Origin of the sequence: Phenylobacterium sp., from assembly GCF_036495085.1 — a bacterium.
Taxonomy (GTDB): domain Bacteria; phylum Pseudomonadota; class Alphaproteobacteria; order Caulobacterales; family Caulobacteraceae; genus Phenylobacterium.
This window is the reverse complement of sequence record NZ_DASXNL010000172.1, coordinates 14,696-41,191: the sequence shown is the minus strand read 5'-3', so window position 1 is coordinate 41,191 and position 26,496 is coordinate 14,696. Positions and strand designations below refer to the sequence as shown.

At 67.5% G+C, this 26,496-nt stretch carries 28 protein-coding genes, 2 tRNA genes and 1 pseudogene; 10 read left to right on the top strand and 21 right to left on the bottom strand.

All coding sequences use genetic code 11. From position 1 onward, the window contains the following. The 4 genes and pseudogenes from VGI62_RS19220 to acs all read right to left on the bottom strand — a co-directional run. Window positions 1-192, bottom strand: a pseudogene (locus tag VGI62_RS19220) (NADP-dependent oxidoreductase); the annotation flags it as partial. A 139-nt stretch (window positions 193-331) separates the two neighbouring features. Further along, complete coding sequence (locus tag VGI62_RS19215) at window positions 332-1,306, bottom strand: small ribosomal subunit Rsm22 family protein (RefSeq protein ID WP_331506171.1); 975 nt, start codon at window positions 1,304-1,306, stop codon at window positions 332-334. Then, window positions 1,303-1,884 (bottom strand): SRPBCC family protein, encoded by a 582-nt coding sequence (locus VGI62_RS19210; RefSeq protein ID WP_331506170.1) that lies wholly within the window; start codon window positions 1,882-1,884, stop codon window positions 1,303-1,305. Before VGI62_RS19210 ends, VGI62_RS19215 begins: the two co-directional genes overlap by 4 nt. A gap of 20 nt (window positions 1,885-1,904) precedes the next feature. Beyond that, the gene (gene acs / locus VGI62_RS19205; RefSeq protein ID WP_331506169.1) at window positions 1,905-3,857 is read right to left on the bottom strand and encodes an acetate--CoA ligase; all 1,953 of its coding nucleotides are present in this window, start codon (window positions 3,855-3,857) and stop codon (window positions 1,905-1,907) included. A gap of 54 nt (window positions 3,858-3,911) precedes the next feature. On the opposite strand from acs, the gene VGI62_RS19200 reads away from it, so the two are divergent. Then, entirely contained in the window at window positions 3,912-4,460 is a 549-nt protein-coding gene (locus tag VGI62_RS19200; protein WP_331506167.1) for a hypothetical protein, read from the top strand. A 53-nt stretch (window positions 4,461-4,513) separates the two neighbouring features. Next, complete coding sequence (locus VGI62_RS19195; RefSeq protein ID WP_331506166.1) at window positions 4,514-5,263, top strand: creatininase family protein; 750 nt, start codon at window positions 4,514-4,516, stop codon at window positions 5,261-5,263. On the opposite strand, the gene VGI62_RS19190 is transcribed toward VGI62_RS19195, so the two are convergent. The 5 genes from VGI62_RS19190 to tsaD are packed head-to-tail and all read right to left on the bottom strand — an operon-like array spanning window position 5,260 to window position 8,575. Next, the gene (locus tag VGI62_RS19190) at window positions 5,260-5,790 is read right to left on the bottom strand and encodes a YbhB/YbcL family Raf kinase inhibitor-like protein (RefSeq protein WP_331506164.1); all 531 of its coding nucleotides are present in this window, start codon (window positions 5,788-5,790) and stop codon (window positions 5,260-5,262) included. The genes VGI62_RS19195 and VGI62_RS19190 overlap by 4 nt on opposite strands. Window positions 5,791-5,842: 52 nt before the next feature. Beyond that, entirely contained in the window at window positions 5,843-6,163 is a 321-nt protein-coding gene (locus VGI62_RS19185) for a Rieske (2Fe-2S) protein (RefSeq protein ID WP_414695709.1), read from the bottom strand. 28 nt (window positions 6,164-6,191) lie between these two features. Next, window positions 6,192-6,476: a YciI family protein gene (locus tag VGI62_RS19180; RefSeq protein WP_331506162.1), complete on the bottom strand. Its 285-nt coding sequence runs from the start codon at window positions 6,474-6,476 to the stop codon at window positions 6,192-6,194. A gap of 3 nt (window positions 6,477-6,479) precedes the next feature. Continuing rightward, window positions 6,480-7,484: an NAD(P)H-dependent glycerol-3-phosphate dehydrogenase gene (locus tag VGI62_RS19175; protein ID WP_331506161.1), complete on the bottom strand. Its 1,005-nt coding sequence runs from the start codon at window positions 7,482-7,484 to the stop codon at window positions 6,480-6,482. Beyond that, a complete protein-coding gene (tsaD, locus tag VGI62_RS19170; RefSeq protein ID WP_331506174.1) occupies window positions 7,481-8,575 on the bottom strand; it encodes a tRNA (adenosine(37)-N6)-threonylcarbamoyltransferase complex transferase subunit TsaD in 1,095 nt (364 codons plus the stop codon). The genes VGI62_RS19175 and tsaD overlap by 4 nt, the downstream gene beginning before the upstream one ends. Window positions 8,576-8,643: 68 nt before the next feature. On the opposite strand from tsaD, the gene hemC reads away from it, so the two are divergent. Continuing rightward, a complete protein-coding gene (hemC, locus tag VGI62_RS19165; protein ID WP_331506160.1) occupies window positions 8,644-9,606 on the top strand; it encodes a hydroxymethylbilane synthase in 963 nt (320 codons plus the stop codon). 14 nt (window positions 9,607-9,620) lie between these two features. On the opposite strand, the gene VGI62_RS19160 is transcribed toward hemC, so the two are convergent. Together VGI62_RS19160 and VGI62_RS19155 are read right to left on the bottom strand one after the other, a co-directional pair. Then, window positions 9,621-9,782 (bottom strand): hypothetical protein, encoded by a 162-nt coding sequence (locus tag VGI62_RS19160; RefSeq protein WP_331506159.1) that lies wholly within the window; start codon window positions 9,780-9,782, stop codon window positions 9,621-9,623. A gap of 43 nt (window positions 9,783-9,825) precedes the next feature. Beyond that, window positions 9,826-10,293: a DUF3828 domain-containing protein gene (locus VGI62_RS19155; RefSeq protein WP_331506158.1), complete on the bottom strand. Its 468-nt coding sequence runs from the start codon at window positions 10,291-10,293 to the stop codon at window positions 9,826-9,828. A 76-nt stretch (window positions 10,294-10,369) separates the two neighbouring features. On the opposite strand from VGI62_RS19155, the gene VGI62_RS19150 reads away from it, so the two are divergent. The 5 genes from VGI62_RS19150 to VGI62_RS19130 all read left to right on the top strand — a co-directional run bounded on the left by VGI62_RS19150 (window position 10,370) and on the right by VGI62_RS19130 (window position 14,193). Further along, window positions 10,370-11,074 carry a uroporphyrinogen-III synthase gene (locus VGI62_RS19150; protein WP_331506157.1) on the top strand — a complete coding sequence of 235 codons (705 nt, stop codon included), beginning with the start codon at window positions 10,370-10,372 and terminating at the stop codon, window positions 11,072-11,074. Beyond that, window positions 11,071-11,940 (top strand): hypothetical protein, encoded by an 870-nt coding sequence (locus VGI62_RS19145; RefSeq protein ID WP_331506156.1) that lies wholly within the window; start codon window positions 11,071-11,073, stop codon window positions 11,938-11,940. Before VGI62_RS19150 ends, VGI62_RS19145 begins: the two co-directional genes overlap by 4 nt. Then, window positions 11,937-13,463: a heme biosynthesis HemY N-terminal domain-containing protein gene (locus VGI62_RS19140; protein ID WP_331506155.1), complete on the top strand. Its 1,527-nt coding sequence runs from the start codon at window positions 11,937-11,939 to the stop codon at window positions 13,461-13,463. Before VGI62_RS19145 ends, VGI62_RS19140 begins: the two co-directional genes overlap by 4 nt. A gap of 52 nt (window positions 13,464-13,515) precedes the next feature. Beyond that, a tRNA-Thr gene (locus VGI62_RS19135) sits at window positions 13,516-13,591 on the top strand. A 233-nt stretch (window positions 13,592-13,824) separates the two neighbouring features. Further along, entirely contained in the window at window positions 13,825-14,193 is a 369-nt protein-coding gene (locus VGI62_RS19130) for a hypothetical protein (protein ID WP_331506154.1), read from the top strand. 51 nt (window positions 14,194-14,244) lie between these two features. Here VGI62_RS19130 and VGI62_RS19125 read toward each other — a convergent pair whose 3' ends face one another. The 5 genes from VGI62_RS19125 to VGI62_RS19105 form a co-directional block, all read right to left on the bottom strand. Next, entirely contained in the window at window positions 14,245-15,897 is a 1,653-nt protein-coding gene (locus VGI62_RS19125) for a TIR domain-containing protein (RefSeq protein WP_331506153.1), read from the bottom strand. 232 nt (window positions 15,898-16,129) lie between these two features. Next, the gene (locus VGI62_RS19120; RefSeq protein WP_331506152.1) at window positions 16,130-16,426 is read right to left on the bottom strand and encodes an antibiotic biosynthesis monooxygenase; all 297 of its coding nucleotides are present in this window, start codon (window positions 16,424-16,426) and stop codon (window positions 16,130-16,132) included. Window positions 16,427-16,557: 131 nt separating this feature from the next. Next, complete coding sequence (locus tag VGI62_RS19115) at window positions 16,558-17,106, bottom strand: hypothetical protein (RefSeq protein ID WP_331506150.1); 549 nt, start codon at window positions 17,104-17,106, stop codon at window positions 16,558-16,560. A gap of 66 nt (window positions 17,107-17,172) precedes the next feature. After that, window positions 17,173-18,936: a hypothetical protein gene (locus VGI62_RS19110; protein WP_331506149.1), complete on the bottom strand. Its 1,764-nt coding sequence runs from the start codon at window positions 18,934-18,936 to the stop codon at window positions 17,173-17,175. A gap of 52 nt (window positions 18,937-18,988) precedes the next feature. After that, window positions 18,989-19,975, bottom strand: coding sequence for a toll/interleukin-1 receptor domain-containing protein (locus tag VGI62_RS19105; protein ID WP_331506148.1), 987 nt, complete (start codon window positions 19,973-19,975; stop codon window positions 18,989-18,991). Between the two features lie 287 nt (window positions 19,976-20,262). Between VGI62_RS19105 and VGI62_RS19100 the strand changes: the two genes are divergently transcribed. Then, window positions 20,263-20,724 (top strand): hypothetical protein, encoded by a 462-nt coding sequence (locus VGI62_RS19100; RefSeq protein WP_331506146.1) that lies wholly within the window; start codon window positions 20,263-20,265, stop codon window positions 20,722-20,724. A gap of 12 nt (window positions 20,725-20,736) precedes the next feature. On the opposite strand, the gene VGI62_RS19095 is transcribed toward VGI62_RS19100, so the two are convergent. The 3 genes from VGI62_RS19095 to VGI62_RS19085 all read right to left on the bottom strand — a co-directional run bounded on the left by VGI62_RS19095 (window position 20,737) and on the right by VGI62_RS19085 (window position 22,280). Further along, window positions 20,737-21,492, bottom strand: a complete 756-nt coding sequence (locus VGI62_RS19095; protein WP_331506145.1) for a Sir2 family NAD-dependent protein deacetylase — start codon at window positions 21,490-21,492, stop codon at window positions 20,737-20,739. Window positions 21,493-21,699: 207 nt separating this feature from the next. Continuing rightward, window positions 21,700-21,981: a DUF167 family protein gene (locus VGI62_RS19090; RefSeq protein ID WP_414695708.1), complete on the bottom strand. Its 282-nt coding sequence runs from the start codon at window positions 21,979-21,981 to the stop codon at window positions 21,700-21,702. A gap of 14 nt (window positions 21,982-21,995) precedes the next feature. Next, window positions 21,996-22,280, bottom strand: a complete 285-nt coding sequence (locus tag VGI62_RS19085) for a YggT family protein (RefSeq protein ID WP_331506144.1) — start codon at window positions 22,278-22,280, stop codon at window positions 21,996-21,998. Window positions 22,281-22,414: 134 nt separating this feature from the next. Between VGI62_RS19085 and VGI62_RS19080 the strand changes: the two genes are divergently transcribed. Beyond that, window positions 22,415-22,490, top strand: a tRNA-Ala gene (locus VGI62_RS19080). 58 nt (window positions 22,491-22,548) lie between these two features. Here the strand turns inward: VGI62_RS19080 and VGI62_RS19075 are convergent. Continuing rightward, on the bottom strand, window positions 22,549-23,487 hold the full coding sequence (locus tag VGI62_RS19075; protein ID WP_331506143.1) for a DUF1206 domain-containing protein: 939 nt from the start codon (window positions 23,485-23,487) through the stop codon (window positions 22,549-22,551). Between the two features lie 18 nt (window positions 23,488-23,505). Further along, a complete protein-coding gene (gene polA / locus VGI62_RS19070; RefSeq protein WP_331506142.1) occupies window positions 23,506-26,382 on the bottom strand; it encodes a DNA polymerase I in 2,877 nt (958 codons plus the stop codon). Window positions 26,383-26,496 lie beyond the last annotated feature (114 nt).

Below are 26,496 nucleotides of genomic sequence, written 5' to 3'. Positions count from 1 at the left end.
CATGGCTTCGCCAAGCGCCTGGCCTGCGGTGAGCCTGGGCCGCATGGCCGGGTCCACGGACATGTAGAGGTTCTCGACAAGCACTTCGCCGTCCGCCGCGTCGGCCACGTCGCGCTCGATCAGGGCGAAGTCGCCCGGCTTCGGCGCGCCGGTGGGGCGCTGCAGGAGATGGATCTCACGGCTCTTGGGCATAAGCAGGTTCCTGGAAATTGGATCGCTAGGAATATACCGACGTTGTGAACCGGCATTCCGGCCACCTCAAGTGGCATCCGAGAGCGCTTTTTCCGGGAGCCGGACTTTTCGATACGCGAGCTTTCCGAACCGGAGCTGTCTAGAGAACTTGGCCCCAGTCCAGCCGCCTCGCCGCAGCATAGGCGGGCTTCTCCCGCTTCGTGATGAGCCTGTGGTCGAGACCCCCGTCAAGGCCACAGAGCTTCAGGGCGATGCCGGGTTTTCCGACGCGGGGCGGGGCCAGGATGCGCGGCTGGCGTGGGGCCGCTGCGATCTTCGGACGGGCCGCGATCAGGTAGCTGAAGCGCTCGTCCTCAAATGGGACCTCGGCGCCTTTGGCGAGGCGATGATCGCGGCTGCGAGGCAGGCGGACGGAGAAGTGACACCAGTCCTCCCCGACCAACGGACAAGCCGCGGCGTGGGGGCAGGGCGCGAGTATCACCGCGCCGGATTGGATGAGCGTGGCCCGGGCGGCCAAGATGCGGCCATACCCGGCCGGGGTGCCGGGCTCGACGAGCGCCAGAACGCCGTCGCAAGCAGCCCATAATTCGACAACTACCGAAGTCTGGTGATCGGTTTCGATCTCCGCCAGCGCGTAGCTCGCCACGACGACCTCGGCTCTCGGCCAGCCTGTTGATGTCGTCAGGTCGGCGCGGACCGTCTCGGCATTGCGCAACGCCGCCGGCCCCCCGGCCGCCAGCCGGGCGGCCAACGCCAGAAACTGCGGGTTGGCGTCCAGCCATGTCACCGTTTCGAGGCCCGGCCAGACTTCAGTCGCGACCCAACTTGCAGCCCCTGTCCCTGCGCCCGCGTCCAGCAGCGTCCTGGGCCTGAATCCGGGCGCCATACGTGAGGCTTCGCCCATGACCGCGGCGCAGGCCGCATAGGTCGCAGGCAGGCGGGTCACCGCATAGGCCAGCGCATCCTCGGTTTCGCGGATCACCCCTGCCGAGGTACGGCCGGCGCGATAGGCCTGTGAAGTTCGCCCAGCGCGTTCCGCCAGCCCCTTGCGAGGCACGCCCTCAAGGGCGTCCCCAAGCGCCGCGCGCAGGGCCGCCGGAAGGTCGGGGCTCATGGGGCCTTGGTTGCGCGGGCGATGGCCTCGCGGCGCATCGCCAGCAGCGCCATCGGCACGTCATGGCGCAGCGCAAGCCGAGCTATCCAGCCTGGCACCGCGAAGGGCGCGGCGACCCGGGCCTCGTAGGTCACCCGCACGCGCTCGCCATGCTGCGTCAGCCGCCACTCTCCCTCCAGCACGTCCAGATCGCCGTCGATTCGGTGGAAGGTCATCTTGTTCGGCGGCTCGAAGTCTTCCCGGAAGACGCTTCGGACGGAGGGCAGGAAGGTCATCCTGCTGACCTGCTCCCGAATGTCCCAGCGACCCTGCGGGTCTCGCTCGAGGATGCGGCAGCTCTTGAGGTTGGCCACCATCTTCGGTGCGAGATCGCAGTCGGTCATCACGCTCCAGACCGCCCCGATCGGGGCGGCGATGTCGATGGCCGCCCGGATGACGCCGGACGTCCCATCGGAGTCCGGCGTGACTTCCGCGTAGGGCCGGCCGCGGTCCAGCAACGCCTGGGCCTTGGGGCCAAGGTCGAGGGCCGCCGCCGGTGAACTCACTGCGAGGGCGAGCAGAATGGGGAAGATGCGCACGGACCTGGTCCGGCCCGGCCCTAGGCCGTGGCCGGCTTCTTTGCGCGGTTGCGCACCAGGTCGTCGACCACCGAGGGGTCAGCAAGCGTCGAGGTGTCGCCAAGGTTGGCGATGTCGCCTTCGGCCACTTTGCGGAGGATGCGGCGCATGATCTTCCCAGATCGTGTCTTCGGCAGGCCCGGGGCGAACTGGATGACGTCCGGCGAGGCGAAGGGGCCGATCTCGCGGCGCACCCAGTCGCGGAGCTCCGGCTCCAGGGCGGCGGAGGGCTGCACATCGGACTTCAGCGTCACGAAACAGTAGATGCCCTGGCCCTTGATCTCGTGCGGGTAGCCGACCACCGCGGCCTCGGCGACCTTCGGGTCTGCGACCAGCGCGCTCTCGATCTCGGCAGTGCCTAGGCGGTGACCGGAGACGTTGATCACGTCGTCAACCCGGCCGGTGATCCAGTAGTAGCCGTCCTCGTCGCGCCTCGCGCCGTCGCCGGTGAAGTACGTGCCCGGGTAGGTCGTGAAATAGGTCGAGATGAAGCGCTCGTGGTCGCCGTAGACCGTGCGCATCTGGCCGGGCCAGCTGTCCGTAAGGCACAGGTTGCCGCTGACGGCGCCCTCCAGCACCTTGCCCTCGGCGTCCACCAGTTGCGGTTTCACGCCAGGCAGCGGCTTGGCGCAGGACCCCGGTTTCAGCGCCATTGCGCCGGGCAATGGTGTCATCAGGCATGCGCCCGTTTCGGTTTGCCACCAGGTGTCGACGATTGGGCAGCGTTCCTCGCCCACGACGCGATGATACCAGAGCCAGGCTTCAGGGTTGATCGGCTCGCCGACCGTCCCCAGCAGGCGGATCGAGCTTCGTGACGTCCGCTTCACCGGCTCCTCGCCCTCGCGCATCAAGGCGCGGATGGCGGTCGGCGCCGTGTAGAAGATCTCCACCTTGTGCTTGTCGCAGACCTCCCAGAAGCGCGAGGAGGTCGGATAGTTCGGAACGCCCTCGAACATCACCGAAGTCGCAGCGTTGGCGAGCGGCCCATAGACGACATAGCTGTGGCCCGTGACCCAACCGACATCGGCGGTGCACCAGAATACCTCGCCCGGCCGATAGTCGAACACCAGCTCATGAGTGTGCGCGGCCCAGGTCAGGTAGCCGCCGGTGGTGTGCAGCACGCCCTTCGGCTTACCTGTCGAGCCCGACGTGTAGAGGATGAACAGCGGATCCTCCGCGTTCATCGGCTCGGGGTCGCACTGGTCGGCGGCGGTGGCTTTGACGTCGGGATAGAAGACATCGCGCCCCTCGGACATCGGCACCTCGGCCCGAGTACGGCGAACCACTATGACGTCGGTGACCCCGGGACACGTTTTCAAGGCTTCATCGACGTTCCGCTTCAGCGGCACAGGCTTTCCACCGCGCAGGCCCTCATCGGCGGTGATGACGATCCGCGAATCGCAGTCCTGGATGCGTCCGGAGATGCTGTCGGGAGAGAAGCCGCCGAAGATCACCGAATGGATCGCCCCGATCCGCGCGCAGGCCAGCATCGCATAGGCCGCCTGCGGGATCATCGGCAGGTAGATGGTGACGCGATCGCCCTTCTTGACGCCCTTGGCCTTGAGGAGGTTGGCCATGCGGCAGACTTCGGCGTGCAACTGGCCGTAAGTGATGATGTCGCTGCTCGCACCATCGTCGCTTTCCCAGATCAAGGCCGCCTGGTCGGCCCGCTCGGGCAAATGTCGGTCGATGCAGTTTGCGGAGACATTCAGCACGCCGTCGGCGTACCAGCGGACCCGGAAGTCCTTGGCGTCGAAGGAAACGTCCTTCACCTGGGTGAACGGCTTGATCCAGTCCAGGCGGTTGGCGACGTCCGTCCAATAGGCGTCGGGGTCGCTTTCGACGCGCGCCACGGCGGCCTCATAGCCGGCGGCGTTCATCAGGGCGTTTTTCGCCCAGGGCTCGGGAACCGGAAATACCTCGCCGTCGGACACTGCGCTCACTCCCGAATTAACCTGTCTGCCCCTTGGAGTATGCGGAGAGCGCCGGTGCGCGCAACAACCGCGGCAGAGAACCTGTGGCTGCGCTTGCCCCAAACGCCGGGCGCCGCCATGGTCCGGCGCATGCTTCACAAAGGTCTGCTGGTCGCATTTTCGGCGCTTGCCTTGTCGTCGGCGGCCTGCAGCCGCGACGTCCGCCCCGATGCCGCAAAGGACATCGCGACGTTCCTTGGCGCGGTTCAAAGAAACGACGTCGCCGCCATCGAAACCGCGTTGGATCGCCCCGCCCTGCGTTCCGACCTGCGCGGCCAACTGACCGAACTCGGCCGAGCCAACGGGGTCGACGTGAATGGCGGTCCCTCCGAATTCGCCATGGACCGGATGGTTACTCCGCAGACAATCGGGCTGGCGGTCGCCCGCGCAGCGTTGCCGCCGGCTCCCACGGCCGCGCAAGTCGCGCCGGCGCTGACTGTCAGGGACAAAGCCCACGTCTGTGTGCAGGACTCAGGCAAGACCCGCTGCCTGCTGTCGTTCGGCAAGACCGGCAAGGCCTGGCGGCTCGTCGGCCTGCAAGCGGCCGATCTGAAGCGCCCCTAGCCCGGCCTTGCCGCAGGGCCTATGCGAAGGGTGATTCATCCACGAGGCTTTTCATGCTGCTGCACCTTTCGACCTGGCAGGAGATCGAGGACTACCTGAAACGCTCAAAGACGGTGGTGATTCCCATCGGCTCCAACGAGCAGCACGGGCCCACGGGCCTGCTGGGTACGGACTGGCTCTGCCCCGAGATCATCGCCCACGAAGCGCAGAAGACCGCCGACATCTTGGTCGCACCGACCTTCAACATCGGCATGGCCCAGCATCATCTGGGCTTCCCGGGCACCATTGCGCTTCGGCCCTCCACGTTCATGGCGGCGATCGGCGACTGGTGCCGCAGCCTTGGCCTGGCGGGCTTTGAGAAGCTCTATTTCCTGAACGGACACGGCGGCAACGTCGCCACGATCGACGCCGCCTTCTCTGAACTCTACGCGGAGGCCACCTACAGCCAGCGCAACCGCGGCTTTGCGTGCCGACAGAAGAACTGGTGGGAGCTGAAGGGGGTCATGTCCCTCGCAAGTCGCCAGTTCCCCACCGGCCACGGCAGCCATGCCACGCCCTCGGAGATCGCCGTCACTCAGTGGGGCTACCCCGACGCAATCAAGTCGGCGAACTACGCGCCTCAGATCGCGCCCACTGGCCCGATCCGCGAGGCCCTGGACTTCCGGGCCCGATACCCCGACGGCCGCATGGGCTCCGATCCTGGTCAGGCGACCCCGGAAAAGGGTGGCGAACTGGTGGCCGCCGCAGTCGCAGGTTTGATTGACGACGTCGCAGCGTTCAGCAACGAGGCCGCGCCCGGTTAGGGCTTGGCGGTGACTGTCGATGTGAAGGAGGCGTGGTCGATGGCGGCTGCCGAGAGCTTCGCCCGCAGTTCGTTGGCGGGCTGATCGGCGGACACGGCGGTCTTGGCGGTCGGCATCGCCCAGATGGTGAACTCGTAGCGGTGCGGGCCGCTACCCTTCGGGGGACAGGGTCCGGCGTAGGCGGCTTCCCCGAAGTTGCTGATCACCGCGCGTGCGCCGGGCGGCAGCGTGCTCGCCGCACGCGGCAAGTCCTTGGCGCTCGTCGGCAGATCCACGACGATCCAGTGCGACCAGAGCGCCGGCTTCACGTCGAGATCGATCACGCTCAGCACAAGGCTCTTCGCAGCGGCCGGCGCTCCGCTCCAGGACAAGTCCGGCGAGATGTTCTGGCCTCCGCAGCGTTGATGGATGTGCGCCGCGGGAATCGATCCCCCTGGCGCAAGATCGTGGCTGGTTATGGTCATGGCGGCGAACGCAGGGGTCGACCCGGCCAGTGCGAACGCGATCGCGGTCGTGAGGACTCGCATGAGCAGCCTCCTTCCGTTTCCACCTAACGCTTCAGGAGGCTCCTGGTGCGCCCTACGCCGTGAGTATCTCGCCCTCCCGCACCACGACGGGCCAGGGCGTAAGGCTCAGGCCAAGGCAGGGATTCGTAGCGCCCTCGCCGTCCAGCGTGAAAAGGCCGCCATGGCCGGAGCAGAGAATGTGGTCACCGCTACGGGTGAGGTAGCGTTCGTCGAGGACGCCGAGCGGCCAGCCTGCATGCGGGCAATTGTCGACATAGCCCAGGACCAGCTCGCCCCTGCGCACGATGAACCCGGCGAACAGGCGGCTGTCGGCGCGGAAGCGGAAGCCCCTTGACCCGGGATCGGCGATCTCGGCCAGAGCGCAGAGCCGCACGCCCGACGCCGGGCGGGCGGGATTGTCGCTAGAGTTGGCCAATGGACGCGCGAAAGCCTCGAATCTCGACCTGATCGAAAAGGCCCGCCTTCTGGTAGGGGTCTGCGGCGTTGAACGCTGCGACCTGCGCCCGATCCTCCGCCTCCAGGATGAACAGCGACCCGGCCATGCCATCGGCCGCGTCCAGCATGGGTCCGGCCACCTTCACCAGCGCCATGTTGTCCCGGACATAGGCCAGGTGCGCCTCCCGGGTGGCCATGCGCAGATCGAGCGCGTTGGGCTTGTCGAAACAGGCAAGCATGAAAAGCGGCATCGATTATTCCTCGCGAAGGGGTCGGGAGAGCAGGCCGCGGATGGCGTCGTCGACGCCGACTTCCCCGGCCAGGATGGCGGCGGTGGCCTCGCAGATCGGGACGTCGACAGCGAGCTTCTTCGCCAATTGGCGGACAGCGGGCGCAGAGGCGACGCCTTCGGCCACGGAAAGCTTGTCTGCGAGGGCTTCGTTCAGCGTCTGACCGCGCCCGAGCGCCAGTCCCACGCTCATATTGCGCGACTGCGGGCTGGAGCAGGTCAGCACCAAATCCCCGAGGCCGCAAAGCCCGGCTACCGTTTCGGCCTGGCCGCCCAGCGCCACCGCCAGCCTGGAAAGTTCGGAGAAACCCCGCGTGATGAGGGCGGCATGCGCGCTGCGTCCAAGACCTCTGCCCTCTACGATACCGCAGGCGATGGCCAGGACGTTCTTCACCGCCCCCCCGGCCTCCGCGCCGATCATGTCGGTGGCGAAGTAGGGCCGAAAGGCTGGCGTCGCGATCAGCTCTGCGAGGTCGCGAGCGCAGTCCTCATCTGCGCAGGCCAAGGTGACCGCGGTCGGCAGGCCGCGGGCCACCTCACCGGCGAAACTCGGGCCTGACAGCACCCCAGGGGCGGCGGCGGGGATCGTCTCGGCCAGCACCTCGGTCATCAGCTTCAGCGAGCCCTGCTCGACGCCCTTGGCGCATAGCAGGATCGGCAGGCCGTCGCGGGCGTGTGGGGCGAAGGCCGTCAGCGCGGCGCGCAAATGCTGGGCAGGCGCAACGGCCAGCACCACGTCGCTCCCTGCCAGATCTGCGAGGTCGCCCGTGGCGCCGATCGTCGGATCGAGGTCGATCCCCGCCAGGAAGCTGGTGTTCTCGTGGCTTGTGTTGATGCTGGCCACCACCTCGGCCTCGCGCGCCCACAGCGTCGTCTTGAGGCCCGCCCGCGCGCAGACCTGCGCGAGCGCGGTGCCCCACGCCCCGCCGCCGATGACGCCGGCCGTCTTCCTGGAGGGAGGGGGGGTCATGCCTTCGCGCCCTTGCGGCCTGGAATGTGGGTCGGCTTGGAGCTGGCGGCGGCCGCGTCCAGCGGCCAGCGCGGCCGGGCGGGTGCGTCGAGCGGATCGGAAATCCCCAGCGCCAGCCGTTCGGCTCCGGCGAGGGCGATCATTGCGGCGTTGTCGGTGCAGTAGGCGAGAGGCGGCGCCGTGAAGGAAAAGCCACGCGACTGCGCCGTCGCCTCCAGCCGCGTCCTCACAGCCCGGTTGGCCGCCACGCCGCCCGCCACGACGAAACGAAGGCTGCGGCCCTGGTGGGCCAGGGCGTAGGCGATCATCGCCCGGTCGCTCCGTTCGGCGAGTTGGTTGGCGATGGCCCCTTGCACGGCCGCGGCCAGATCGCGACGCTCGGCATGGGTGGTCAGCCCCTCGGCGATCCGCGCAGCCGCGGTCTTCAGGCCGGAGAAGGAGAAGTCACAATCCTTTCGTCCCAGCAGCATGCGAGGCAGCGTGAACCGTGCGGCATCGCCGCCCTCCGCCAGCGCTTCAAGCGCCGGGCCGCCGGGGTAGGGTAGGCCCAGGGTCTTGGCGATCTTATCGAACGCCTCGCCGGCGGCGTCGTCGATGGTCGAGCCCAGCCTGCGGCAGGCGCCGACGCCATCGACCGCCAGGAGCTGACAATGGCCGCCGGACACCAACAGCAGCAGGAACGGATAGTCGAGATCCGCCGCAAGCCTGGCGGAGACCGCGTGCCCCTCCAGGTGGTTCACGGCCACCAGCGGCAAGCTCCGAGCCAGCGCGACGGCCTTGCCGAACGAGAGGCCAACCATCACGCCGCCCACCAGACCCGGGCCGGCGGTGGCTGCGACGCCGGTGAGGTCGCCAAAGCCCAGCCCGGCGTCCGCCAGCGCCCGCGCAACGATGGCGTCGATGTTCTCTACGTGCGCGCGGGCGGCGATCTCCGGCACCACGCCGCCGAAGGGGGCGTGCGCGGCGATCTGGCTCGCCACGATGGAGGACAAGACATCCACGCCGCCGTCCGGCCCACGGCGGACCACGGCCGCAGCGGTCTCGTCGCAGCTCGTTTCGAGTCCAAGGACGGTGTAAGTGCTGACGGTCATCCGGTTGCCGGGGGGCGCCTGCTCCTGTAGCAGGCGCATTCAATCCGCTCCGAGGTAGACCGCCGCCCGTGCCCACGCAACCGCCAGTCCGGATCGGCGCCCGCGGCTCAAAGCTGTCGCTCGCTCAGGCCGGCCACATGCAACGCCGGATCGCGGCCGCCCTTGGCGCCGACCCGGACGTCCCCGACGAGGTCGAGCGTGTCGCGCCTTTGGTCGTGATCACCACCACCGGAGATCGGGTGCAGGACCGTCGTCTGCTCGAGATCGGTGGAAAAGGCATGTTCACCAAGGAAATCGAGGAAGCTCTGATCGCCGGGCGAATCGACTGCGCGATCCATTCGCTGAAGGACATGCCCGCAATCCTCCCGGACGGGCTCTGCATCGCCGCCATCCCTGAGCGCGAGGATCCGCGCGACGCCTTCCTCAGCCACAAGGCTGAGCGACTGGAGGATCTGGCGCAGGGCGCGGTGCTCGGCACGGCGAGCCTTCGGCGGCAGGCTCAGGCCCTGCACCGCCGACCTGACCTTGATGTGCGGATGCTGCGCGGCAATGTCGACACCCGGCTTGCCAAGCTTCAGGCCGGCGAGGCCGACGCGATCCTGCTGGCGTTTGCCGGGCTAAAGCGACTTGGCCTGGCCCACCTGTCGCAAAGCCTGATCGATCCCGTCGAATGCCCGCCGGCTCCAGGCCAGGGGGCGCTTGCCATCGAAACCCGCAGCCAGGACCGCGACGCAGCTTGGGTGCAGGCGATCGCGCACGGTCCTACGACGGTCGCCGTCGCCGCGGAACGCGGCGCGCTCGCAGCGCTTGAAGGCTCCTGCAAGACCGCCATCGGCGCGCATGCGTGGTTCGAGGGCGCGCGCCTGAAGCTGATCGTCGAAGCCTTGTCGACCAACGGCCGCGAGCGCTTCCGGCACGCCGGCGAGGCGGACATGACCGAACTCGCCGATCCGCAAGTCTCGGCACGCGACCTCGGCTTGTCCCTTGGGCTCGCCATACGCGACGAAGCTGGAGACGCGATCCTCGCCTAGCCTCTTGTGGCGGCCTAACGCGACATCCAGGGCTTGGATTTCGACGACGAGTGAGCCGCCGCGGCCTGCTCGCGTTGGAACTTGCCGCCCCTCGGCGGCTTTGGGCGGGCCGCGATCTTCTCGTTCTTCAGACGCAGTACGCGCTGGATAGGGGTCTCGTCGTTGTCATCAGACATCAGGCTTCTCCGGCGGCGTGGCCAGTGTACAGGAATTCCCGCCTCAGCGGCCCCCCGCATGTTGCTCAAGGTATTTGACCAGGCTGGGTATCGACTCAGTGTGAACATCGTCCACGCGCCAGTGACTGTTGAGCCCGACCAGATCCAGACGCATCGTCCTGGGCCCGTCGGGAAACCGGAGGCGAACCGTGGCGTTGGCGCGCGCATCGCCGCCGCCGCTGATCTGCACGTCTTCGACCCGAAGGCCGCCGGCGTCCTGACAGTCGCAGATCGGATCGCCATCGAGGGCGCCGATATCCCCTGCCGGGGTGCGCGCGGTATCCAGGCGAATCAGGGCCAGAATGCGAGGGGAAAATACCGCCCTGGCCTGCCGACCGAGATGAGCCGGCTCGTGTCGCTGATAGGCGGCGTATAGTGCGCTTACGAAAACGTGCGCGTCGGCCAGGTCCTGCGCTCTCGCCGCGGACGCCGACCCCAGGATCAGCACCGCCAGCACGCCGCCGAGGCGCATAGTGAAGCTCCCGTCTGGACAGACCGATCGAATACGGTTTGCAGAAGGTTAAACCTGTCTGCGTTAGAAGGTCCGCATGGCCCGTCGTCGTCAACGAATCTGGATCACCCGCGCCCAGCCCGGAGCCGATGTCACCGCTGAGCGCGTCCGGGCGCTGGGGCATGAGGCGATCGTCGCGCCGCTCTTGGCCGTGCGGGCGATCGAAGACGTTGAGGTCGACCTGTCGGGCGTCGCAGCGCTGGCGTTCACGAGCGCCAACGGCGTGCGCGCGTTCTCCGACCTCAGTGCGGAGCGCTCGCTCAGGGTTTTTGCGGTCGGCGCAGCCACCGCGCAGGCCGCCCGCGCGGCAGGATTCAAGCTGGTGCTCTCCGCTGACGGGGACGTTGACGCCCTGGCCGAGGGCATAGCGCTCCGCCGCACCGAGTTGCGCGGCGCCGTGCTGCATCCGGGCGCAGCCGAACCGGCCGGAGACCTGGCCGGCGCGCTTGAGAAGCACGGCGTGGCCGCCCGCCGGTTGATCCTCTACGAAACCGCGCCCGTGCGATTGGAGGCCGATTTCGCCAGGCAACTGGTGCAGGCGGATGCGGCGCTACTGCATTCACCCCGCGCGGCCCAGGTCCTGGCCACCCTCCTGAAGGCTTATCCATCGCCAAAGCTGAGGGCCTTTGGCCTGTCGAAGGCGGTCGTCAAGCCGCTGGCGCGCATCCCGCTGGCCGCCAAGGTCTACCCTTCCATGCCCCTCGAGGGGGCGTTGCTGAATCTGATAGACCGCAATCCATGATTCCGCCCCTCGACGTCCCCGGGAGCGCCGCGCCGACGCAAGCTCCCTCCGCTAAGTCGCGTTCGGTCTTCGGCTTCACCGTCTGGGCGATGGTGGCCTTCGGCATGCTCTGCATCGTGGCCGGCGTGGGCGTCGCAAACCTGGGACCCAGGCTCTTTCCCCTAAGATCCGCGTCAAAGGCGATTGTCCCGGTCGCCTCGACGACGCAAGCCCCCACTTCTTCCCTCCCCGTCCCGGCCCCGGTCCCGGTCGCCCCGCCGCCCGCGCTACCCTCGCCTGACGTCGAGCGGCTCGCCGCGCGGGTGACCAGCCTTGAGGCGCAGCAGGCGCACACCTCCCAAGCCGCCGCGGCCGCGCTCGCCGCCTCGGTCGTGGTGGAGGCCTCGCAGGGCACGGCGCCCTTCGCCGAGGAATTGGAAAGCCTGCGGGTGATCTCCCCGCCCTCTCCGGAACTGCAGTCCCTCGCCCGCCTCGCCCAGGTCGGCGCCCCTAGCCGCACGGCGCTTGCCGCGAGCTTCCCCGACTATGCGGCCCGTGCCGCCAGCGCTGGGCACGCGCCTGGTGACAAGGCGGGGTTGGGCGATCGTATCGTCTATGCCCTTTCCCGAATCGTCAGCCTCAGACGGGTCGGCGACGCATCCGGCGACGGCGTCGATGGCGTCCTGGCTCTTGCCGAGCGGCAGGTAGAGGATGGCGATCTCGATCATGCGCTGCGCACCCTCGATCGCCTTCCGCCGGCCGCGCGGGACGCCATGGCGCCGTGGCGCGATCGGGCGGAACGGCGCGCAGAGATCGACCGCAACGCCCAGGCGCTCCGAGCCCAGGCGCTCCAGGCGCTCGCCGCCGAGGCGAGAGGCGGCGCATGATCCGCGCAAGCCTGGTGGTGCTGGTGGTTGCTGCGGTTGTGGTCGCCATGCTGGCGCTGGCCGGCGACGCCGGCCACGCCAGTCTCACCTGGCTAGGCTGGCGGGCGGATATGACCGCCGCCACCGCGGTGCTGATCGTGTTTTTCGCGTCGCTCATGGCGACGATTGGCTGGCGGACACTCCTGTGGATCCTGGCCGCGCCGCAGCGCGCCGAACGCGCCCGCGCCGAAAGCCGCCGCCGACAGGCCAACGAGGCCCTGACCCGGGGTTTCCTGGCGGCCGCAGCCGGCGACGGTTCGGAAGCGCGGCGACTGGCCCGGAAGGCCGCCGACCTCGCCGACGAGGCGCCGGGTCTGGTTCGGGTGCTTGCCGCTCAGGCCGCAGAGGCCGCCGGTGACGCCGCGGCGGCCCGTGCTGTCTATTCGGCCATGCTGGGCTTTCCAGAAATGCGCCTTGCTGGCCACAAGGGGCTGATGCAGCTCGCCCTCGCCCAAGGGGAGCGCGAGACGGCGCTGCGCCACGCCCAGGAAGCCTTCAGCGAGACGCGCAGCGCCCGGTGGGCCTGGCGCGCCCTGCTGGAAGCCCGCCTCGACGCGGCCGAATGGAGCGCCGGCTTGGAACTCGTCAAGAACGCCGTCGACCGCAGGATCATCCCCCAGGTGACAGGCGAACGGGCGCGCGCAGCCCTGCTCGCCGCACTGGCGGCCCAGCTTGAACAGTCCGATGATCTCAAGTCGCGTGGCCAGGCGCTGGATCGCGCCGTCGAAGCGGCCAAGTTGCAGCCCGGATTCGCGCCGGGCGTGGCGATGGCCGCGCGCCTGTTGGCCGCTGACGGCAAGCTCGGCCGGGCCTCAGCGACCCTGGAGACTGCCTGGAAGATCGCGCCGCATCCGGCGCTCTGGCTTGCCTACCGCGACCTGAAGACCAACGAGACTCCGCCCGAGCGCGCAGATCGGCTGGTCGCCCTTGCCGCCCAGAACCCCGCGCACCGCGAAAGCCGGATCCTCAATGTCGAGCGCGCGCTGATTATCGCAGATGCGGCCCAGGCGCGTGGCGCGATGCAGGCGCTCGAGGGCGAACCGGTCACAGCGCGAATCGCCGGCCTGCGCGCCCGCGTGGCTTTCGCCTCAGGCCAGCCGGACGAGGCTCGCCTGTGGCTGGCCCAGGGCTTGAACGCCGCTCATGAGCCTGATTGGTCCGACCTGGACCCCGAAGGCCGCGCGTTCGCATACCAGCCGGCCGACTGGTCCCGCCTTGTAATCACCTATTCGGAGACCGGTGAGCTCATCCATCCGCGCCACGAGCGCAACGAACGCGGCCTGAGCGAACTGCCGGAACTTCCGATCGCCTACGCTGACGCCGCGCCGTTCATCATCGCCGACGGTCTTGAGCCCGCGCCTTATCCGGTGGACGACGAGGCCTACGGTGAAGACGATTTGCCGATGGCCGAGCAGGCGCCTTCGCCGCCGCGTCGGCGCCAAAGCCGAGGCCGCTTGGCGAGCGCGCCGAGAGCCGCTAAATAGGCGCTCCTTCGCGGCCGGGCCCTCCGACCGCACCCGGAATCTAGGCCCATGGGCCGCCATAGCTCAGCCGGTAGAGCGGCGCATTCGTAATGCGTAGGTCGGGTGTTCGAGTCACCCTGGCGGCACCACCTTTCACATTTGTCCGGTCCGGACAGATGGGTGACAGGTCGCACCTAAGACATAGGTAACAACTCCGGGCCGACCCAGCCGGCTCGGCCGCCTTGGCTGCTTGCTCCCGAAGCGGATGGAACGTCGTTCGCCTAACGACAGAATCCCATTGTTAAATTCTCATCAGCCGTCAAGGCTACGCCTGACGAGGTGGCGACGTCTGAAATCCTGAGATTTCGAGGTGGATGTCATGGTGGCGTTCTACAATCTCCTTCGTCGCCTAAATCGCCATTTCGACGATGAAGGCGTCGTCCATCTCGCGCGCCGAGCGGAAGAGTTTGCGCCCGGCAAGATGTTGGATCTAGGTTTTCTCGTTGACGACGACGATGGGGACTTCAGGAAAGTTGTCGCCGCGTATGTCGAGAGCATCCCACCTGCAATTCGGGATGGCCTACGTGGGGTGATGTATCTGGCACTTAAAGCGACGCCTCCACGGACCATCGTCTTCGCGTTGGCGCCCGCCTATGACTATGAGCTTACGATCTGGGACATGGCTTGCGGGATCACCGTGCTGTACCGCGGCCGCTATCCAGGGGACGATCCAATTGCCACGGGTCGATGACGGCAAGAACGCCGAATTCTTCGCCGCGATGGCCGAGCGCTCCGCCCAACTTCACAGTGAACCGCTGGTGGCCTCAACGGGCGCCGTCATGGCCTGCCCAGCGAGGGCTATGCCTTCAAGCAGATGGTCCCGGTCAGCCGGATTCGCGGCCGACACGAGGCGCGATACCTGCGCCGTCACCATGGGCACAAGATCCACCGGGATTGCCCGCCGCGCCTCTTCAATGCGCCCCTGGCGCGCCAGGCTCGCACCTAGCACCGCGAAGGCAGGCGGATAGTCGTGCTGCGTGGCCGCGCTGGCATGAGTGCAAGCTTCGGCGTAGTTCCTGGCCAGATAGTGAGCGAGCGCTAGGCCGCACAGCATGAGCCCCATCTGCGGGTCGAACGGGCTGTGCCTCAGACAGCGCTCCAGCGGCGCGATCGCCTCCGCCGGGCGGCCCACATGGACCAGCACCTGCCCGAGCCGATTGTAGCCAAACGCAAAGTTCTCGTTCAGTGCCACGGCCCGCTGGGCGGCATCCAAGGCCTCGGACTGACGCCCGAGATAGAGCGCGGCCCCCGATAGCGCAAAAGGGCCATAGGCGTCGCCGGAATCGAGCCGTATCCCGGTCGCTGCGGACGCGTAGGCTTCCTGAAGATCGCGTCCGGGGTCCGCAGACCAGTTGTACATCGCCCCAGCGTAGAGAATCCGCGACAACCCGATGTGGCCCAGGGCCAACTCTGGATCACGCGCGATGGCCTCCCGGAATTCCGCCTGCGCCTTCTGATAGCCGTCCAGCGACACCTCGTTGAGGTGCGACATCCCACGATAGAAGCAATCCAGGGCAGTGAAGTCCCGGATGTCCTTGCGCGCCACGCGGGCGCCCTCGCGACGCAGCAATGCCGGCTCGATCGCGGCCACCACGAATTCCGTGATCTCGTCTTGGAGCGCAAGGATATCCACGAGGTCGCGATCGAACTTGTCGGCCCAGATATGAGTCCCGTCCGCCGCATCTATGAGCTGAGCGTTGATACGCACACGAGACCCGACTTCGCGAACACTGCCCTCGAGCAGGTAGCGCACCCCGAGTTCGCGCCCAATCCGCATCACGTCCACGGCACGGCCCTTGTAAGTGAAAGCCGAGTTTCGGGCGATGACGAAGAAGGACCGCCATCTAGACAGTGCCGTCGTGAGGTCCTCGGTCACCGCGTCAGCGAAATACTCCTGCTCGGCGTCGGAGCTGAGATTGGTCAAAGGAAGGACGGCAATCGAAGGCTTATCGGGCAGCGCCAGCGGCCCATGCGCAATGCCGCCCCCATTGACGTGCTCCGCCGGCGCGCCGACCAATTCGGCCACGCTCTCGACGACCTTCCGCCAGGCGGGCGCCTGAAGGTCGCCCGTCCAGCCGCAAAGGTCGGCGCATTGGATGCGGTTGAAGGGAAGAGGCAATGGCACGGTGTCCAGATTGAGCTGGACCAGAGTTCCCGCCTCACGCGCCATCTCCGCCTCGGCGCGCACCCACGAGGACTTGACCGCGTCAGTCGACCACAAGACCAGCACCGCCTTCGACCCGCGCAGGCGTTCCTCGATAACGTCTGAGTAGTCGCGATGTACTGGGAGGTCGTCATCGCGCCAGACTGCATAGCCTAGATCCCGCAGGACCTGCGCGATCCGGCCAGCCTCGGCGGATTTTGCGTGGCCGTAAGAGACGAAGACGTCGGACATCCGGGGACGCTTCCGTATCGGGAGCGCCAACCCTACCTTGGCTGCCCCATTCGACAAAGGCGGAGGCGGTAGATTCCGGCCCTCAAGTCTTTCGAGCAACCCAACGGCGCCATCCTTCCAGGGTGGTGAAAAGGAGGCCGTGAGCCGCCGATCCGGGCGCCAGCGTCAAGCCGCTACCCAAGCACCTTGCCCGTGAACGGGCCCGAGAACTCGCGCGGGGCAAGGCGAACATTTACTTCAGCGTAAGCACGACCGGTCCCGACGCCGGGGCGGTGACTCCCTGGCCGCCGCCGAGGTCTTCAAGGGTGTCCCGGAAAGTATCGAGCGTAGCAATCATGTGCGGTCGGGCGGCGGCGAGGGTGTCCATGTCCGCCCATTCCGCGATGATGAAGTAGCTGCGTTCAGCGGTCTTGATGATGCTGGCGTGCCTGAGGCCGGCCCAGTCAGCCTGAGCGTGCTTATGGGCCTCAAGGAAATCCTGTTCGCGCCCCGGTTTGACCTGAAAACGCACCACGTTGAACGCAGTCATGAGCTATCTCCCGAAGAGACGCGCCGATGATGCGTTGCCCCTGCGCCCTAGGCAATGCTTGCGTCCACTTGTCCCCAACGGGTCCGATTTTCCCCGTCGCCATCCCGAGGTCCTTGGCCGGCCGGGGGACTTTACAGCTTCACTTTTGCTACCTGGCCGTTCTTCAGCGTCACGCGACGCATGATCGCCACGTCGCGCCCGGGCGGACCCCCGCCGGCGGCGGGCTTGGCCACCGTGATCACGAACCAGGATCCGTCGGGCAATCCCGCGAAGGTGAAGTGCCCGGCTGCGTCACACGTCGTGCGGCGAACATAGGCCGAATAGTCCTGGCTGCTCCCCGGCGGAGTACGCGCCCGCACCTCGGCCGCCGGCAGGATTGAAGCCTGGTCGGAGTTGTAGAGGATCAGCATCCTGCGCTTCACCCAAGGTGTCTCGGGCGTGAGCACGACGGCAGACGCCGCGCAGCTGAACGCCTGGCCCGATTGGCCATAGGTCAGCTGGCCGTCGATCCCGCCCTTTCCGGGAGCCTGGGACCAGGCGAAGTCGGCGGGGCGGAACACCGCTGTGGTGTTCGCCGCAGCAGCCGATACGGTCGTGGGAGCCTTGGATGGGCCCGCGGGGCTCGCGCAGGCTCCGAGCAGCAGGAGAGCGCCTGTTGCGCAGGCTAGGCGGGCACTCATAGACAACCTCCAGAATAAGCGTGGCTAGAATTGCATGACTACGGCGACGGTGAAAGCACCTAGGCCTTAGCTGCCCCGCAGCAGGCGCCGGCGTCCTGTGCCTTCACTCCAATGGTTCTCCTGGGCCCGCTGTAGTCGGATCGCCGCGCGTGCCGCCTCTTGGTGGGCCTCCAGACTCGAGGCGTCGCCAAGGTCGGCGACGATCGCTTCGAGCCGCACGGCGAGAACGCGGCTCCGCTCAGCCTGCTCACCCAGCGCCAGTGTGGCCTCCAGGGCCAGGCAGGCTGCGCCGATGGCAGGCACGATCGTCGCAGCGACTTCGACGCTTACGCTCAACCAGTGGGGCGTATGGTGGCCCCAGAGCGCCAGGCCGAGAGTGGCCGCGACATAGGTCACCATCAGGACCATCAGGATGCCGACGCTGCTGCTCTCCACCTGGTGGACCTTGTGGGACACGTGGCCATTGATGTGCGACTGGCCGCGGTGATAGGCGGCCTGCCCGGCGATCAGGTCGTCGACCGCCCAGGCTCCCCATGCCTTGACGCGATCGCGGGCGAAGGGGCCGCCGGGAAGACCGGCCTCGCGCCGCACCTGCCGCGCCGGCGGGCTGCTGGAGAGCATATTGGCGCCGTGCGGCACGGTGCTGACGCCCAGCGCCCAGGCCACCCGTTCCATTCGTAGGTCCTCGGCGAGGCGCCGCGAGGCTCCCCATCTCTCGTGACGCCCGGCGCGATCGGCGCTGCGCCAAACCAGATATGCGCCGAACCCCAGAAAGATGACGACGCTCACCATAAGGAGCTTTGTTTGCGGCCAAACGGCTCCAGCCGAGCCGGCCATGGCCGCCAGGATGGCGACGCCCAGCAGGATCACCTGTTGGGAACGATGGACCGACCCCAGCCGGCTCGCCTCCTCATCAGCGATCGCCTGAGCCTCGGTCAGCCGAACGAAACCTGGTTCCGCGGCCAGGTCCGCGGGCGGCGGGAGCGCCTCGAAGGGCGGCGCTCTCCCGCCAAGCGTGCGGCGGAATACGGCGTAGGCCCGCCACGTGCCGTCGAGGTGGCGTTTGCGCGACGCCCTGCCGGCGCCATGCACGTCCACCCCGGCCGGCGGTTCGGCGCGCAGTCCCAGGTCGGCGAGCGTCTGGTGGAGGAGTTGCGGCGTCGCGACGCTCACCAGGGGCTCGCGACCCAGACGGAGTTCATCAAGGAATTCGAGAAATCCGAAGTCCTCATGCAGGTGCTCGGGTCGGATCAGCCGCGGCGGGTGGCGATCGCCCGGCTTTATCCACAACACCGGAAGCCCATGCTCCAGGGCCAGCCGAACCGCGTCCGCGGTGCCGCCCGCGCCGCGTGCATGCTTTCCGGCCCAGACCACAACCAGCAGGTCTGCCGCGCCGATCAGCCATCGCGTCTGGGCCAGGTATGGATTGCGGCCCAGCGTCTCGGTTGCTCGCCCATCCAGCCAGGTTCCGGAGGCCATCAATTCCGCCGCCCAGCCTTCAACTGGATCATCGAGGAACGGGAACACGGCGTGCACCGGTCCCAGCCCGGCTGCCGCCCAGGCCCTGGCCGCGAGCAGGTCTGCGCCGGCTGCGAGGCCGGTGACGAGGCGGGCGTCGCGGACGCCAGCGCCAGCGAGCATGGCGAAGGCGTTATCCAGCCCCGTCGAGACGCGGGCCGGGTCGCCGAGATCTCCACTTCGGTTATGCCCGGCAAACGCGATCTGCGTGAACTGCAGCCTTGGCAGCGGATCGGCCGGGGCCGCCTGGTTTTGGTCGGCAGCCGAGCGGGCGCGCGGCGCGCGGCTCGGACGCAGATCCGCGGCGGTCATCGGTGACTGATCCTCACTCGGGGCGTTCATTCATGCGGGCAGGGCCGGCAACTCAGTAGGGCACGTCCTCGGTCGCCACTGCGGCCTTCGCCTTCTTCTTGTGCGGCGGGGCCTTGGGCGCGGCGTCTAGGGCGGCGTCGGCAGGCGGGGCCGCAGCGTCCAAGGCGGCGTCAGCGGACGGGGCCGCAGCGTCGGCGGCCGGCGCCGAGCTTGGGACGGAAACCCGCTGCAGGTTGGACGGCGGGGCTACCGGCAGCATGGCCATGGCCCGCGGTTCGCTCTGGGCCGCCTTCGGCTTCATCAGGCTGGGCGCGATGCCGATACCCGCCACGATCAGGACAATCAGTGAGATGCCGATGTAGACGGCGCTGCGCCGCGCGCGGAGGAAGGCCATGGCGCCGGCGTTGGGCGTCGTGGCCTCGCCGCTGTCGGCCAGGATCGGCTCGTCCTCGAATGTCGCGATTTCGCCTAGCGGCGCAGCTTCTGCGGCCGGCTTCGGCTTCGCGGGCAGCTTCCGGCTGATCTTCAATCGTTTTGCCAGCGCGACGGCGGCGCCTTCCGGCTCGGGAGCCGACGGCTCGACAGCGAGAACAGGCGGAGCGGGTCTCGCTGGGGATGCGCGCCGAGCCTCCGGAGGCTCGTCATGGGTTGCTGACTCGATGCGCTGGCTAAGCTGCTGGATCGCGAACTCCCAATCAGCGAAGAAGTCGATCCACTGGCGGGTGGCGAACTCATAGGAGAACGCCTCGTTGGGCGTAACGTCCTCAATTCGCAGCGGAACCACGATGAGCTTGCTCTGGCTGGCCAGCGCCAGCTCCTTGTTCATTTCTTCCGAATTGTTGGAATTGTTGGTGAAGACCAGCAGCATGATCTTCGCCTGTCGGATCGCGCGGACGATGGCGACCTGGAAGTTCTCTCCCGGCTGGATATCGCGGGAGGAAATCCAGCACTTGAAGCCGCGGGTCTCGAGCGCCTGGCAAAGCGTCATCGCCACGCGGTGGTCCTGCGAGGCGAAGCTAATAAAGATACTGGCGCTCATTGCCCCCAAAGCCCTAATTCCCAAAGATCGGCGGTTGTTCAGTATCTGTTAAGGTCAGTCGCAAGCAAGCGCATTCTCCTTTGGGTTGTCGCAAACATGGTTAACCGGTTGCGCGAAGTTTAGTTAACGGGCGCCACCCAAACAGAAAGGGGCGCTCGCTTATCGCACGAGGCCCGACGACAGCGCGGCCAAAGCATGCCATTTCACCATTCCACGAATGGCGTGTCGCAAACACGAAGGCGGCCAGGCCGCGGCGAAGCCGCACTTCGGCCGATGGAGGGTGTAACATGGGAATATTGACGAAGCTGTCGGTCATGGCGGCCGTAATGGGTGCGGCGTCGCCCGCGGCAGCACAGGCGGCGCACGCCCCCGCCCACCCTACTCCGGCCCCCGCGGCCGCCGGATCTGCGGCGCTCACCACCGGGGTGACCGGTGACGTTCGCTGCCTGTTGACCATGGGAATGGTCGCCTCGAACAAGGCAAATGCGCAGGCTGGCACCTTGGGCGTCTATTTCTTCGAAGGCCGGCTCACCGCTCGCGCACCGAACCTCGACCTGACGGCCGCTCTCAAGACTGAGGCGGCGCGGATGACCCCTGCAGACCTCCAATCGGAGCTCCGGCGCTGCGGGTCGCTAATTCAGCAGGCCATGCAGTCCCTGCAGACCGCCCAGGCGAACTTCCAGGGCCCGGTCTCCTCGCCGCCGGGAGCGCCGCCGGCAGCACCCCCGGCCGCGCCGGCTCCAAAGTGACGATAGCCCCGATCAGTTGGCGGGCGAGGCCGACGTCATAGCGGGTCCGATCTCGTCGTGCAGTACGAGGTCGGCGAAGCCGTCGAGGTCGGTGGCTTCGCGGTTGACGATGCCAAGCCGCGCGCCGTTTCGCTTGGCGAGCAGCGGGAAACCTGCGGCTGGATGCACCACCAACGAGGAGCCGAGCACCAGGAAGGTGTCGCAATCCAGAGTCGCGGCCTCGGCCCGCGCCATGGGCTCGGCCGGCATCGCCTGGCCGAACGAAATGGTCGCGGTCTTCACCAGGCCACCGCAGCGCCGGCAGTAGGGAATTTCCCCCGCCTTCAGAAAACTCTCCTTCAGCTCGGCGAGTTCGTGGCGTTCGCCGCACTCCAGGCACCGGGCGTAGCTGGCGTTCCCGTGCAGTTCGATCACCTTGTCGGCGGGCACCCCTGAATCTTGATGCAGGTTGTCGACGTTCTGGGTGATCACGGCGGCCACCTTGTCGCGTTGCACCAGGCGGGCGACGGCCATGTGACCGGCGTTCGGCTCGCGGCCCACCCAACCGGCGCGGCCGCTGAACGCCCGCTCCCAGGCTTCCCGGCGCTTGGCCTGGTCGCTAACGAAGTCCTGGAAATAGATCGGCTTCATCCGGCTCCATACGCCGCCGGGGCTGCGAAAGTCAGGTATGCCGGACTCGGTGGAGATACCGGCGCCGGTGAACACCACCATGCGGCGGGCGTCGGCGATTAGCCGGGCCAAGTCGGCCCTGGTCGCGTTCTGGGACATGCCCCATCTTGCCGCAAGGTCACGCGCGAAGGCCAGAGGCGCAGATGTCCAGGCGGGCGCAGACGTGGGGCCGGCCCGGCGCGGTCAAGGGATGCCGAAGGGTCGCCGGGCCGGCTTGTGACCCGTCGGCGGGGGGGAATGCCGAGGGATCGCCGGGGTTAACCGGCGCTACCCCGATAGGTTCCGGCGGTTACGCGAAATCAGCCGTCATGGCGGGGCTGGCCCGAAAGCCGTGGCCAAATCGGCCTCGCTCAGACCCTCGGTCGCGAATCGCTTCAGGCGCGCGGTCCGACCGGAGACCAGGTTGATTGCCGATCTCGGCCGGCCGAGCGCCCTGGCCAGCAGGGCTGTAACCGCAAGATTGGCCAGACCGTCAGCGGCAGCCGCCGCAACGCGGACCTTGAGCACCGCCCGCCCGGCATCGTCGCGCACCCAGCCTTCGATGGCGTCGCGGCCGCCCCGAGGCGTAACGCGGACGCTGAGAAGCATGGGCACGCTCGCCGTCAGGCCGGAGGGATAAGGTAGGAAAGCGCGCCCTGGAGCACGATAATCACGATGACCGGGCTGATATCCACGCCGCCAAGCGGCGGAATGATCCTCTGAACGGGCCTAAGGACCGGCCGCGTCACCGCGTCGAGGAAGTGGGCCACGTTGTAGACGAAGCGGTTGCGCAGGTTGATCACGTCGAAGGCTACCAACCACGACAGCACCGCGCTGACGATGATGGCGAAGATCAGCGCCTGCAGCAGGGCGCGGACGACGAAGATGACGAAGTGGATCGGATCCATGGTCCGCAGGTTCTAGAGCGCTTTGCCGCTCTGGCAAGGCTTGACCCCTGCCGCTGCGACGATGGGGACGCCGCGACTGGCTTGACAGAGCCCGGCCCAAAAGGGTTATTCCGCGCCTTCCTGGGTTTTCCCTAGGGGCCGTAGCTCAGTTGGTAGAGCGCCTCGTTCGCAATGAGGAGGTCAGGGGTTCGACTCCCCTCGGCTCCACCATCCTTCGGGATGGCGGTAGACACCCCAAGTAAAACAGCATCTTAGAATTTCGACGGAGTCAGTCGCCGGAAGCTCCGCGAAGCGGCGATGTCCCGTGTATACCGAGGTCCGATTCGAGCGCGGCTTCCGGACGGATCGGGCGGAACCAAGCCTCCACGAGGGCGAAGGCTCCGAACGCCATCAGGCCAAGGGCGACCAACGTCAGTACGAGATCGCCACCCGACTGCGCGTGCAGGGCCCAGAGCGCGCCGCCGATCCCCTTCACCTCCGCGGCGTGTTCATGCCACCCGGCGCGCAGCATGAAGACGCCAACGGGGAGCATAGCCAGACCGCGTCCGAAGTAGCCGCTCCGCGCGAGCCAGGAAGTCCAGGCGAGGGTCTTTGGATCGCACATCAACGTCGCGCCGAAATCATCGAGCGCCGCGCGGGCCATGTTGCCGAGCCCGCACGCGATGATGAACGCCCCTGTCGCCATGACCACGCTCGATCCCAGCGGCCAGGCGAGCACCGCGGCGACGGTGGCGCGCTCCGCCGCCATTTCATTCGCTCGATGCAGGTCGTGGATCGTATCGATCAGGCCGAACGTGGAGACCGCCAAGCCCCCGTAGATCAGGCCGCTCAGCGCCTGCCCAGCCCTGCTGGCCAAAGCCTTGCCACTGTTTCCCTGTCGATCGGCGTCGAAGACCGACTGCAGCACCCGCCAGCCTGCAAACCCGTAAAGACCCAGGCCGATGAGCCACAGCAAAACGACGCCCATCGGCCAGTGGCCCCAGGCCTCCAGGGCGCCGACGGCGCCGCGCGGTCTGGGCGCGAGGCGCGCCACGGCCAGCAGCGCGATCAGCCCGATGCTCAGGTAGACGACTCCCCTGGCCACATACCCGAGGCGCGCCGCCATCTCGACGGTGGCGGCCCAGGGCGCGCCCGCGAAGCGCCGACGAAGTTGAAGCAACCTCGTCGAGACGCTAGGTCGGATGGTCGTTGTCGTGCGTCCGTCCACCCGCTGGCCGCCTCCTGGTTAGTGCGCGTCGTCCCAGTTGGAAGCGGCGCGGGCGTCAACGACCAGGGGGACCGAGAGCGATACTGCCGGCTCGGGGGCCTTCTCCATGACCTGCTTGGCGACGGCAATGACTGCCGGGGCCTCGGCTTCCGGCGCTTCGAATATCAGCTCGTCGTGCACCTGCAGCAGCATCCTGGCGGTTAATCCGGCTTCGCGCAGCGCCGCCGGCATGCGGACCATGGCCCGACGGATCACGTCGGCCGCGGCGCCCTGGATCGGGGCGTTGATCGCCGCGCGGTCGCCGAAGGCGCGCTCGGCCGGGGACTTGCCCTGGGCGGCCGGGATGTGAACCTTGCGGCCGAAGATCGTGGTCACGAAGCCCTCGGCGCGCACCTGACGCTGCATGCGGTCCATGTAGGTGCGGATGCCGGGGAAGCGTTCGAAGTAGGTCTTGATGTAGGCGCCGGCCTCCTCGCGCGGGATCGACAGCTGGTTGGCGAGGCCGAATGCGGAGATGCCGTAGACGATGCCGAAGTTGATCGCCTTGGCGCGCCGGCGAGTCTCGGCGGGCATGCCTTCGACGGGCACGCCGAACATCTCGGACGCTGTCATGGCGTGGATGTCCAGGCCCTCGGCGAAGGCGCGCTTGAGCTGTGGTATGTCGCCGATGTGGGCCAGCAACCTCAGTTCGATCTGGCTGTAGTCGGCGCTGATCAGCACCTGACCGGGCTCGGCGATGAAGGCGCGGCGGATCTTACGGCCCTCTTCAGTGCGGACAGGGATGTTCTGCAGGTTGGGATCTGAGGAGGCGAGCCGCCCGGTCGTCGCCGCCGCAAGCGAATAGGACGTGTGCACCCGGTTGGTCTTGGGATCGATCGCCGCCACAAGGTTGTCGGTGTAGGTGCCTTTGAGCTTCGACAGCTGGCGCCAGTCCAGGATGATGCGCGGCAGTTCATGGCCCTGGGCCGCCAGCTCTTCGAGCAAGGATGCGTCGGTTGACGCGGCCCCGGTGGCGGTCGTCCTGCCGGACGCCATGCCCATCTCCTTGAACAGCAGATCGCCGATCTGCTTGGGGCTTCCCAGGTTGAATGGTCGGCCGGCGACGCGGTGCGCTTCGAGCTCCAGCTCGCCCATCCGCAGCGAGAAATCGTAGGAAAGCTTGCGCAGGCGATCCGGGTCGACCTTCACACCGGCCAGCTCCATTTCGACCAGCACCTTGGGCATGGGCCGTTCGAGCGTCTCATAGACGGTCAGCAGATGCTCGTGCGACAGCCGCGGTCGCAGGTGCTGGTAGATCCGCAAGGTGACGTCGGCGTCCTCAGCCGCGTAGCAGGTCGCCTCGGCGAGGCCGACGTGCCGAAAGCTTTTCTGCTTCTTGCCGGTCCCGGCGACGGCCTTGAAGCTGATCGGCTCGTGGCCCAGCAGGCGCTGGGCGAGCTCACCCATGCCGTAGCTCTTGTGCAGGCCGCCCTCGAGCGCAAAGGCGATCAGCATGGTGTCGTCGATCGGCGCGACTTCGATCCCGTGCCGCGAAAGGACGGCCAGGTCGTACTTGCCGTTCTGGGCGACCTTGAGAACGCCAGGGTCTTCCAGCAGCGGCTTAAGGCGGGCTAGCGCGTCCTTGAGCGGGATCTGGGTGAGGTCGGGGGGTGCGTCGAGCTGGAGGCCGCCTTCGCCCTCGTGGGCATGGCCGAGCGGGATGTAGCAGGCCTCGCCGGGCGCTGTGGCCAGCGATACGCCGCAGAGGTTGGCGCTGGAGGCCGAGAGTGCGTCGGTCTCGGTGTCGAAGGCGACAATTCCGGCGCTGTGGGCGCGGGCGATCCAGGCGTCCAGCTTCGCCAGGTCCCGGACGCATTCGTAGTCGTTGACGTCGATGGCTGAGTGGACCGGCGCTTCAGGCGCCTTGGCTGCGGGGGGTGTCGGCGTGGTGGCCTGAGCCCGCCCCTCGCGGGCCTCGCTTACCCGCCGCGCCAAGGTGCGGAATTCCATCTCCTCGAGGAATTTCGCCAGCGTTTCTGCGTTGGGTTCTTCCAGCGCCAGCTCGCCGATCGGCGAGGGCAGCGGGGTGTCGCAGTCGAGCTGCACCAGCTGGCGGGACAGCCGGATCTGGTCGGCGAAATCTATCAGGGTCTGGCGGCGCTTATCCTGTTTGATCTCCGAGGCTCGGGCGAGCAACGTGTCGAGGTCCCCATACTCGGTGATCAGCGCCGAGGCGGTCTTGATGCCGATCCCCGGCGCTCCCGGCACATTGTCGACGCTGTCGCCGCAGAGGGCCTGAACGTCGACCACCTTGTCCGGAGTCACGCCGAACTTATCGAACACCTGCTCGGCGCCGATGCGCAGGTTCGGCGTCTTCATGGTGTCGAGCATCGAGACCTTCGGCCCCACCAGCTGCATCAGGTCCTTGTCGGAGGAGACGATCACCACCTCCCCGCCAGCGTCGCGGACCTTACAAGCGTAGGCGGCGATCAGGTCGTCGGCTTCGTAGCCGGGCAGCTCGATGCAGGGCACGCCAAACGCCTTGGTCGCCGCACGCACGAGCGGGAATTGCGGGACAAGGTCCTCAGGCGGCGGCGGACGGTGGGCCTTGTACTGGTCATAGAGTTTGTTTCGGAAGGTCTGCTCGGAATGGTCGAACACCACCGCAAGGTGGGTCGGCGCCGCTTCCGAGGCCCTCATGTCGACCATCAGCTTCCACAGCATGTTGCAGAAGCCGGCGATCGCCCCCACCGGCAAGCCGTCGCTCTTGCGTGTCAGAGGCGGCAGCGCATGGAAGGCGCGGAAGATGAAGCCCGAGCCGTCCACGAGATAGAGCCGGACATTGGGCCCGTCCTGGGTCGGTTCGCGGGCGATGTCGGCGAGGGTTTCGGGCGCGGCGTCGAGCGTGTCGGTCATCGCAGGAAGATAGGCGTGCGCGCGGGCGAGGTCATCTGCGATGGCGACTGCTATTTTCCTTCCCTCGCGAGCGATTTCTGAATGAGCCCCTGGTGGGCCAATCTCGCGCCAGTC

Bases quoted from the DNA above. Each gene is read 5' to 3' on its own strand.
- VGI62_RS19215 (WP_331506171.1), bottom strand. From the start codon at position 1,306: ATGAGCCCCGACCTTCCGGCGGCCCTGCGCGCGGCGCTTGGGGACGCC.
- VGI62_RS19195 (WP_331506166.1), top strand. From the start codon at position 4,514: ATGCTGCTGCACCTTTCGACCTGGCAGGAGATCGAGGACTACCTGAAA.
- VGI62_RS19190 (WP_331506164.1), bottom strand. From the start codon at position 5,790: ATGCGAGTCCTCACGACCGCGATCGCGTTCGCACTGGCCGGGTCGACC.
- VGI62_RS19180 (WP_331506162.1), bottom strand. From the start codon at position 6,476: ATGCCGCTTTTCATGCTTGCCTGTTTCGACAAGCCCAACGCGCTCGAT.
- VGI62_RS19175 (WP_331506161.1), bottom strand. From the start codon at position 7,484: ATGACCCCCCCTCCCTCCAGGAAGACGGCCGGCGTCATCGGCGGCGGG.
- tsaD (WP_331506174.1), bottom strand. From the start codon at position 8,575: ATGACCGTCAGCACTTACACCGTCCTTGGACTCGAAACGAGCTGCGAC.
- VGI62_RS19160 (WP_331506159.1), bottom strand. From the start codon at position 9,782: ATGTCTGATGACAACGACGAGACCCCTATCCAGCGCGTACTGCGTCTG.
- VGI62_RS19155 (WP_331506158.1), bottom strand. From the start codon at position 10,293: ATGCGCCTCGGCGGCGTGCTGGCGGTGCTGATCCTGGGGTCGGCGTCC.
- VGI62_RS19150 (WP_331506157.1), top strand. From the start codon at position 10,370: ATGGCCCGTCGTCGTCAACGAATCTGGATCACCCGCGCCCAGCCCGGA.
- VGI62_RS19145 (WP_331506156.1), top strand. From the start codon at position 11,071: ATGATTCCGCCCCTCGACGTCCCCGGGAGCGCCGCGCCGACGCAAGCT.
- VGI62_RS19140 (WP_331506155.1), top strand. From the start codon at position 11,937: ATGATCCGCGCAAGCCTGGTGGTGCTGGTGGTTGCTGCGGTTGTGGTC.
- VGI62_RS19125 (WP_331506153.1), bottom strand. From the start codon at position 15,897: ATGTCCGACGTCTTCGTCTCTTACGGCCACGCAAAATCCGCCGAGGCT.
- VGI62_RS19120 (WP_331506152.1), bottom strand. From the start codon at position 16,426: ATGACTGCGTTCAACGTGGTGCGTTTTCAGGTCAAACCGGGGCGCGAA.
- VGI62_RS19115 (WP_331506150.1), bottom strand. From the start codon at position 17,106: ATGAGTGCCCGCCTAGCCTGCGCAACAGGCGCTCTCCTGCTGCTCGGA.
- VGI62_RS19110 (WP_331506149.1), bottom strand. From the start codon at position 18,936: ATGACCGCCGCGGATCTGCGTCCGAGCCGCGCGCCGCGCGCCCGCTCG.
- VGI62_RS19105 (WP_331506148.1), bottom strand. From the start codon at position 19,975: ATGAGCGCCAGTATCTTTATTAGCTTCGCCTCGCAGGACCACCGCGTG.
- VGI62_RS19100 (WP_331506146.1), top strand. From the start codon at position 20,263: ATGGGAATATTGACGAAGCTGTCGGTCATGGCGGCCGTAATGGGTGCG.
- VGI62_RS19095 (WP_331506145.1), bottom strand. From the start codon at position 21,492: ATGTCCCAGAACGCGACCAGGGCCGACTTGGCCCGGCTAATCGCCGAC.
- VGI62_RS19090 (WP_414695708.1), bottom strand. From the start codon at position 21,981: ATGCTTCTCAGCGTCCGCGTTACGCCTCGGGGCGGCCGCGACGCCATC.
- VGI62_RS19085 (WP_331506144.1), bottom strand. From the start codon at position 22,280: ATGGATCCGATCCACTTCGTCATCTTCGTCGTCCGCGCCCTGCTGCAG.
- polA (WP_331506142.1), bottom strand. From the start codon at position 26,382: ATGACCGACACGCTCGACGCCGCGCCCGAAACCCTCGCCGACATCGCC.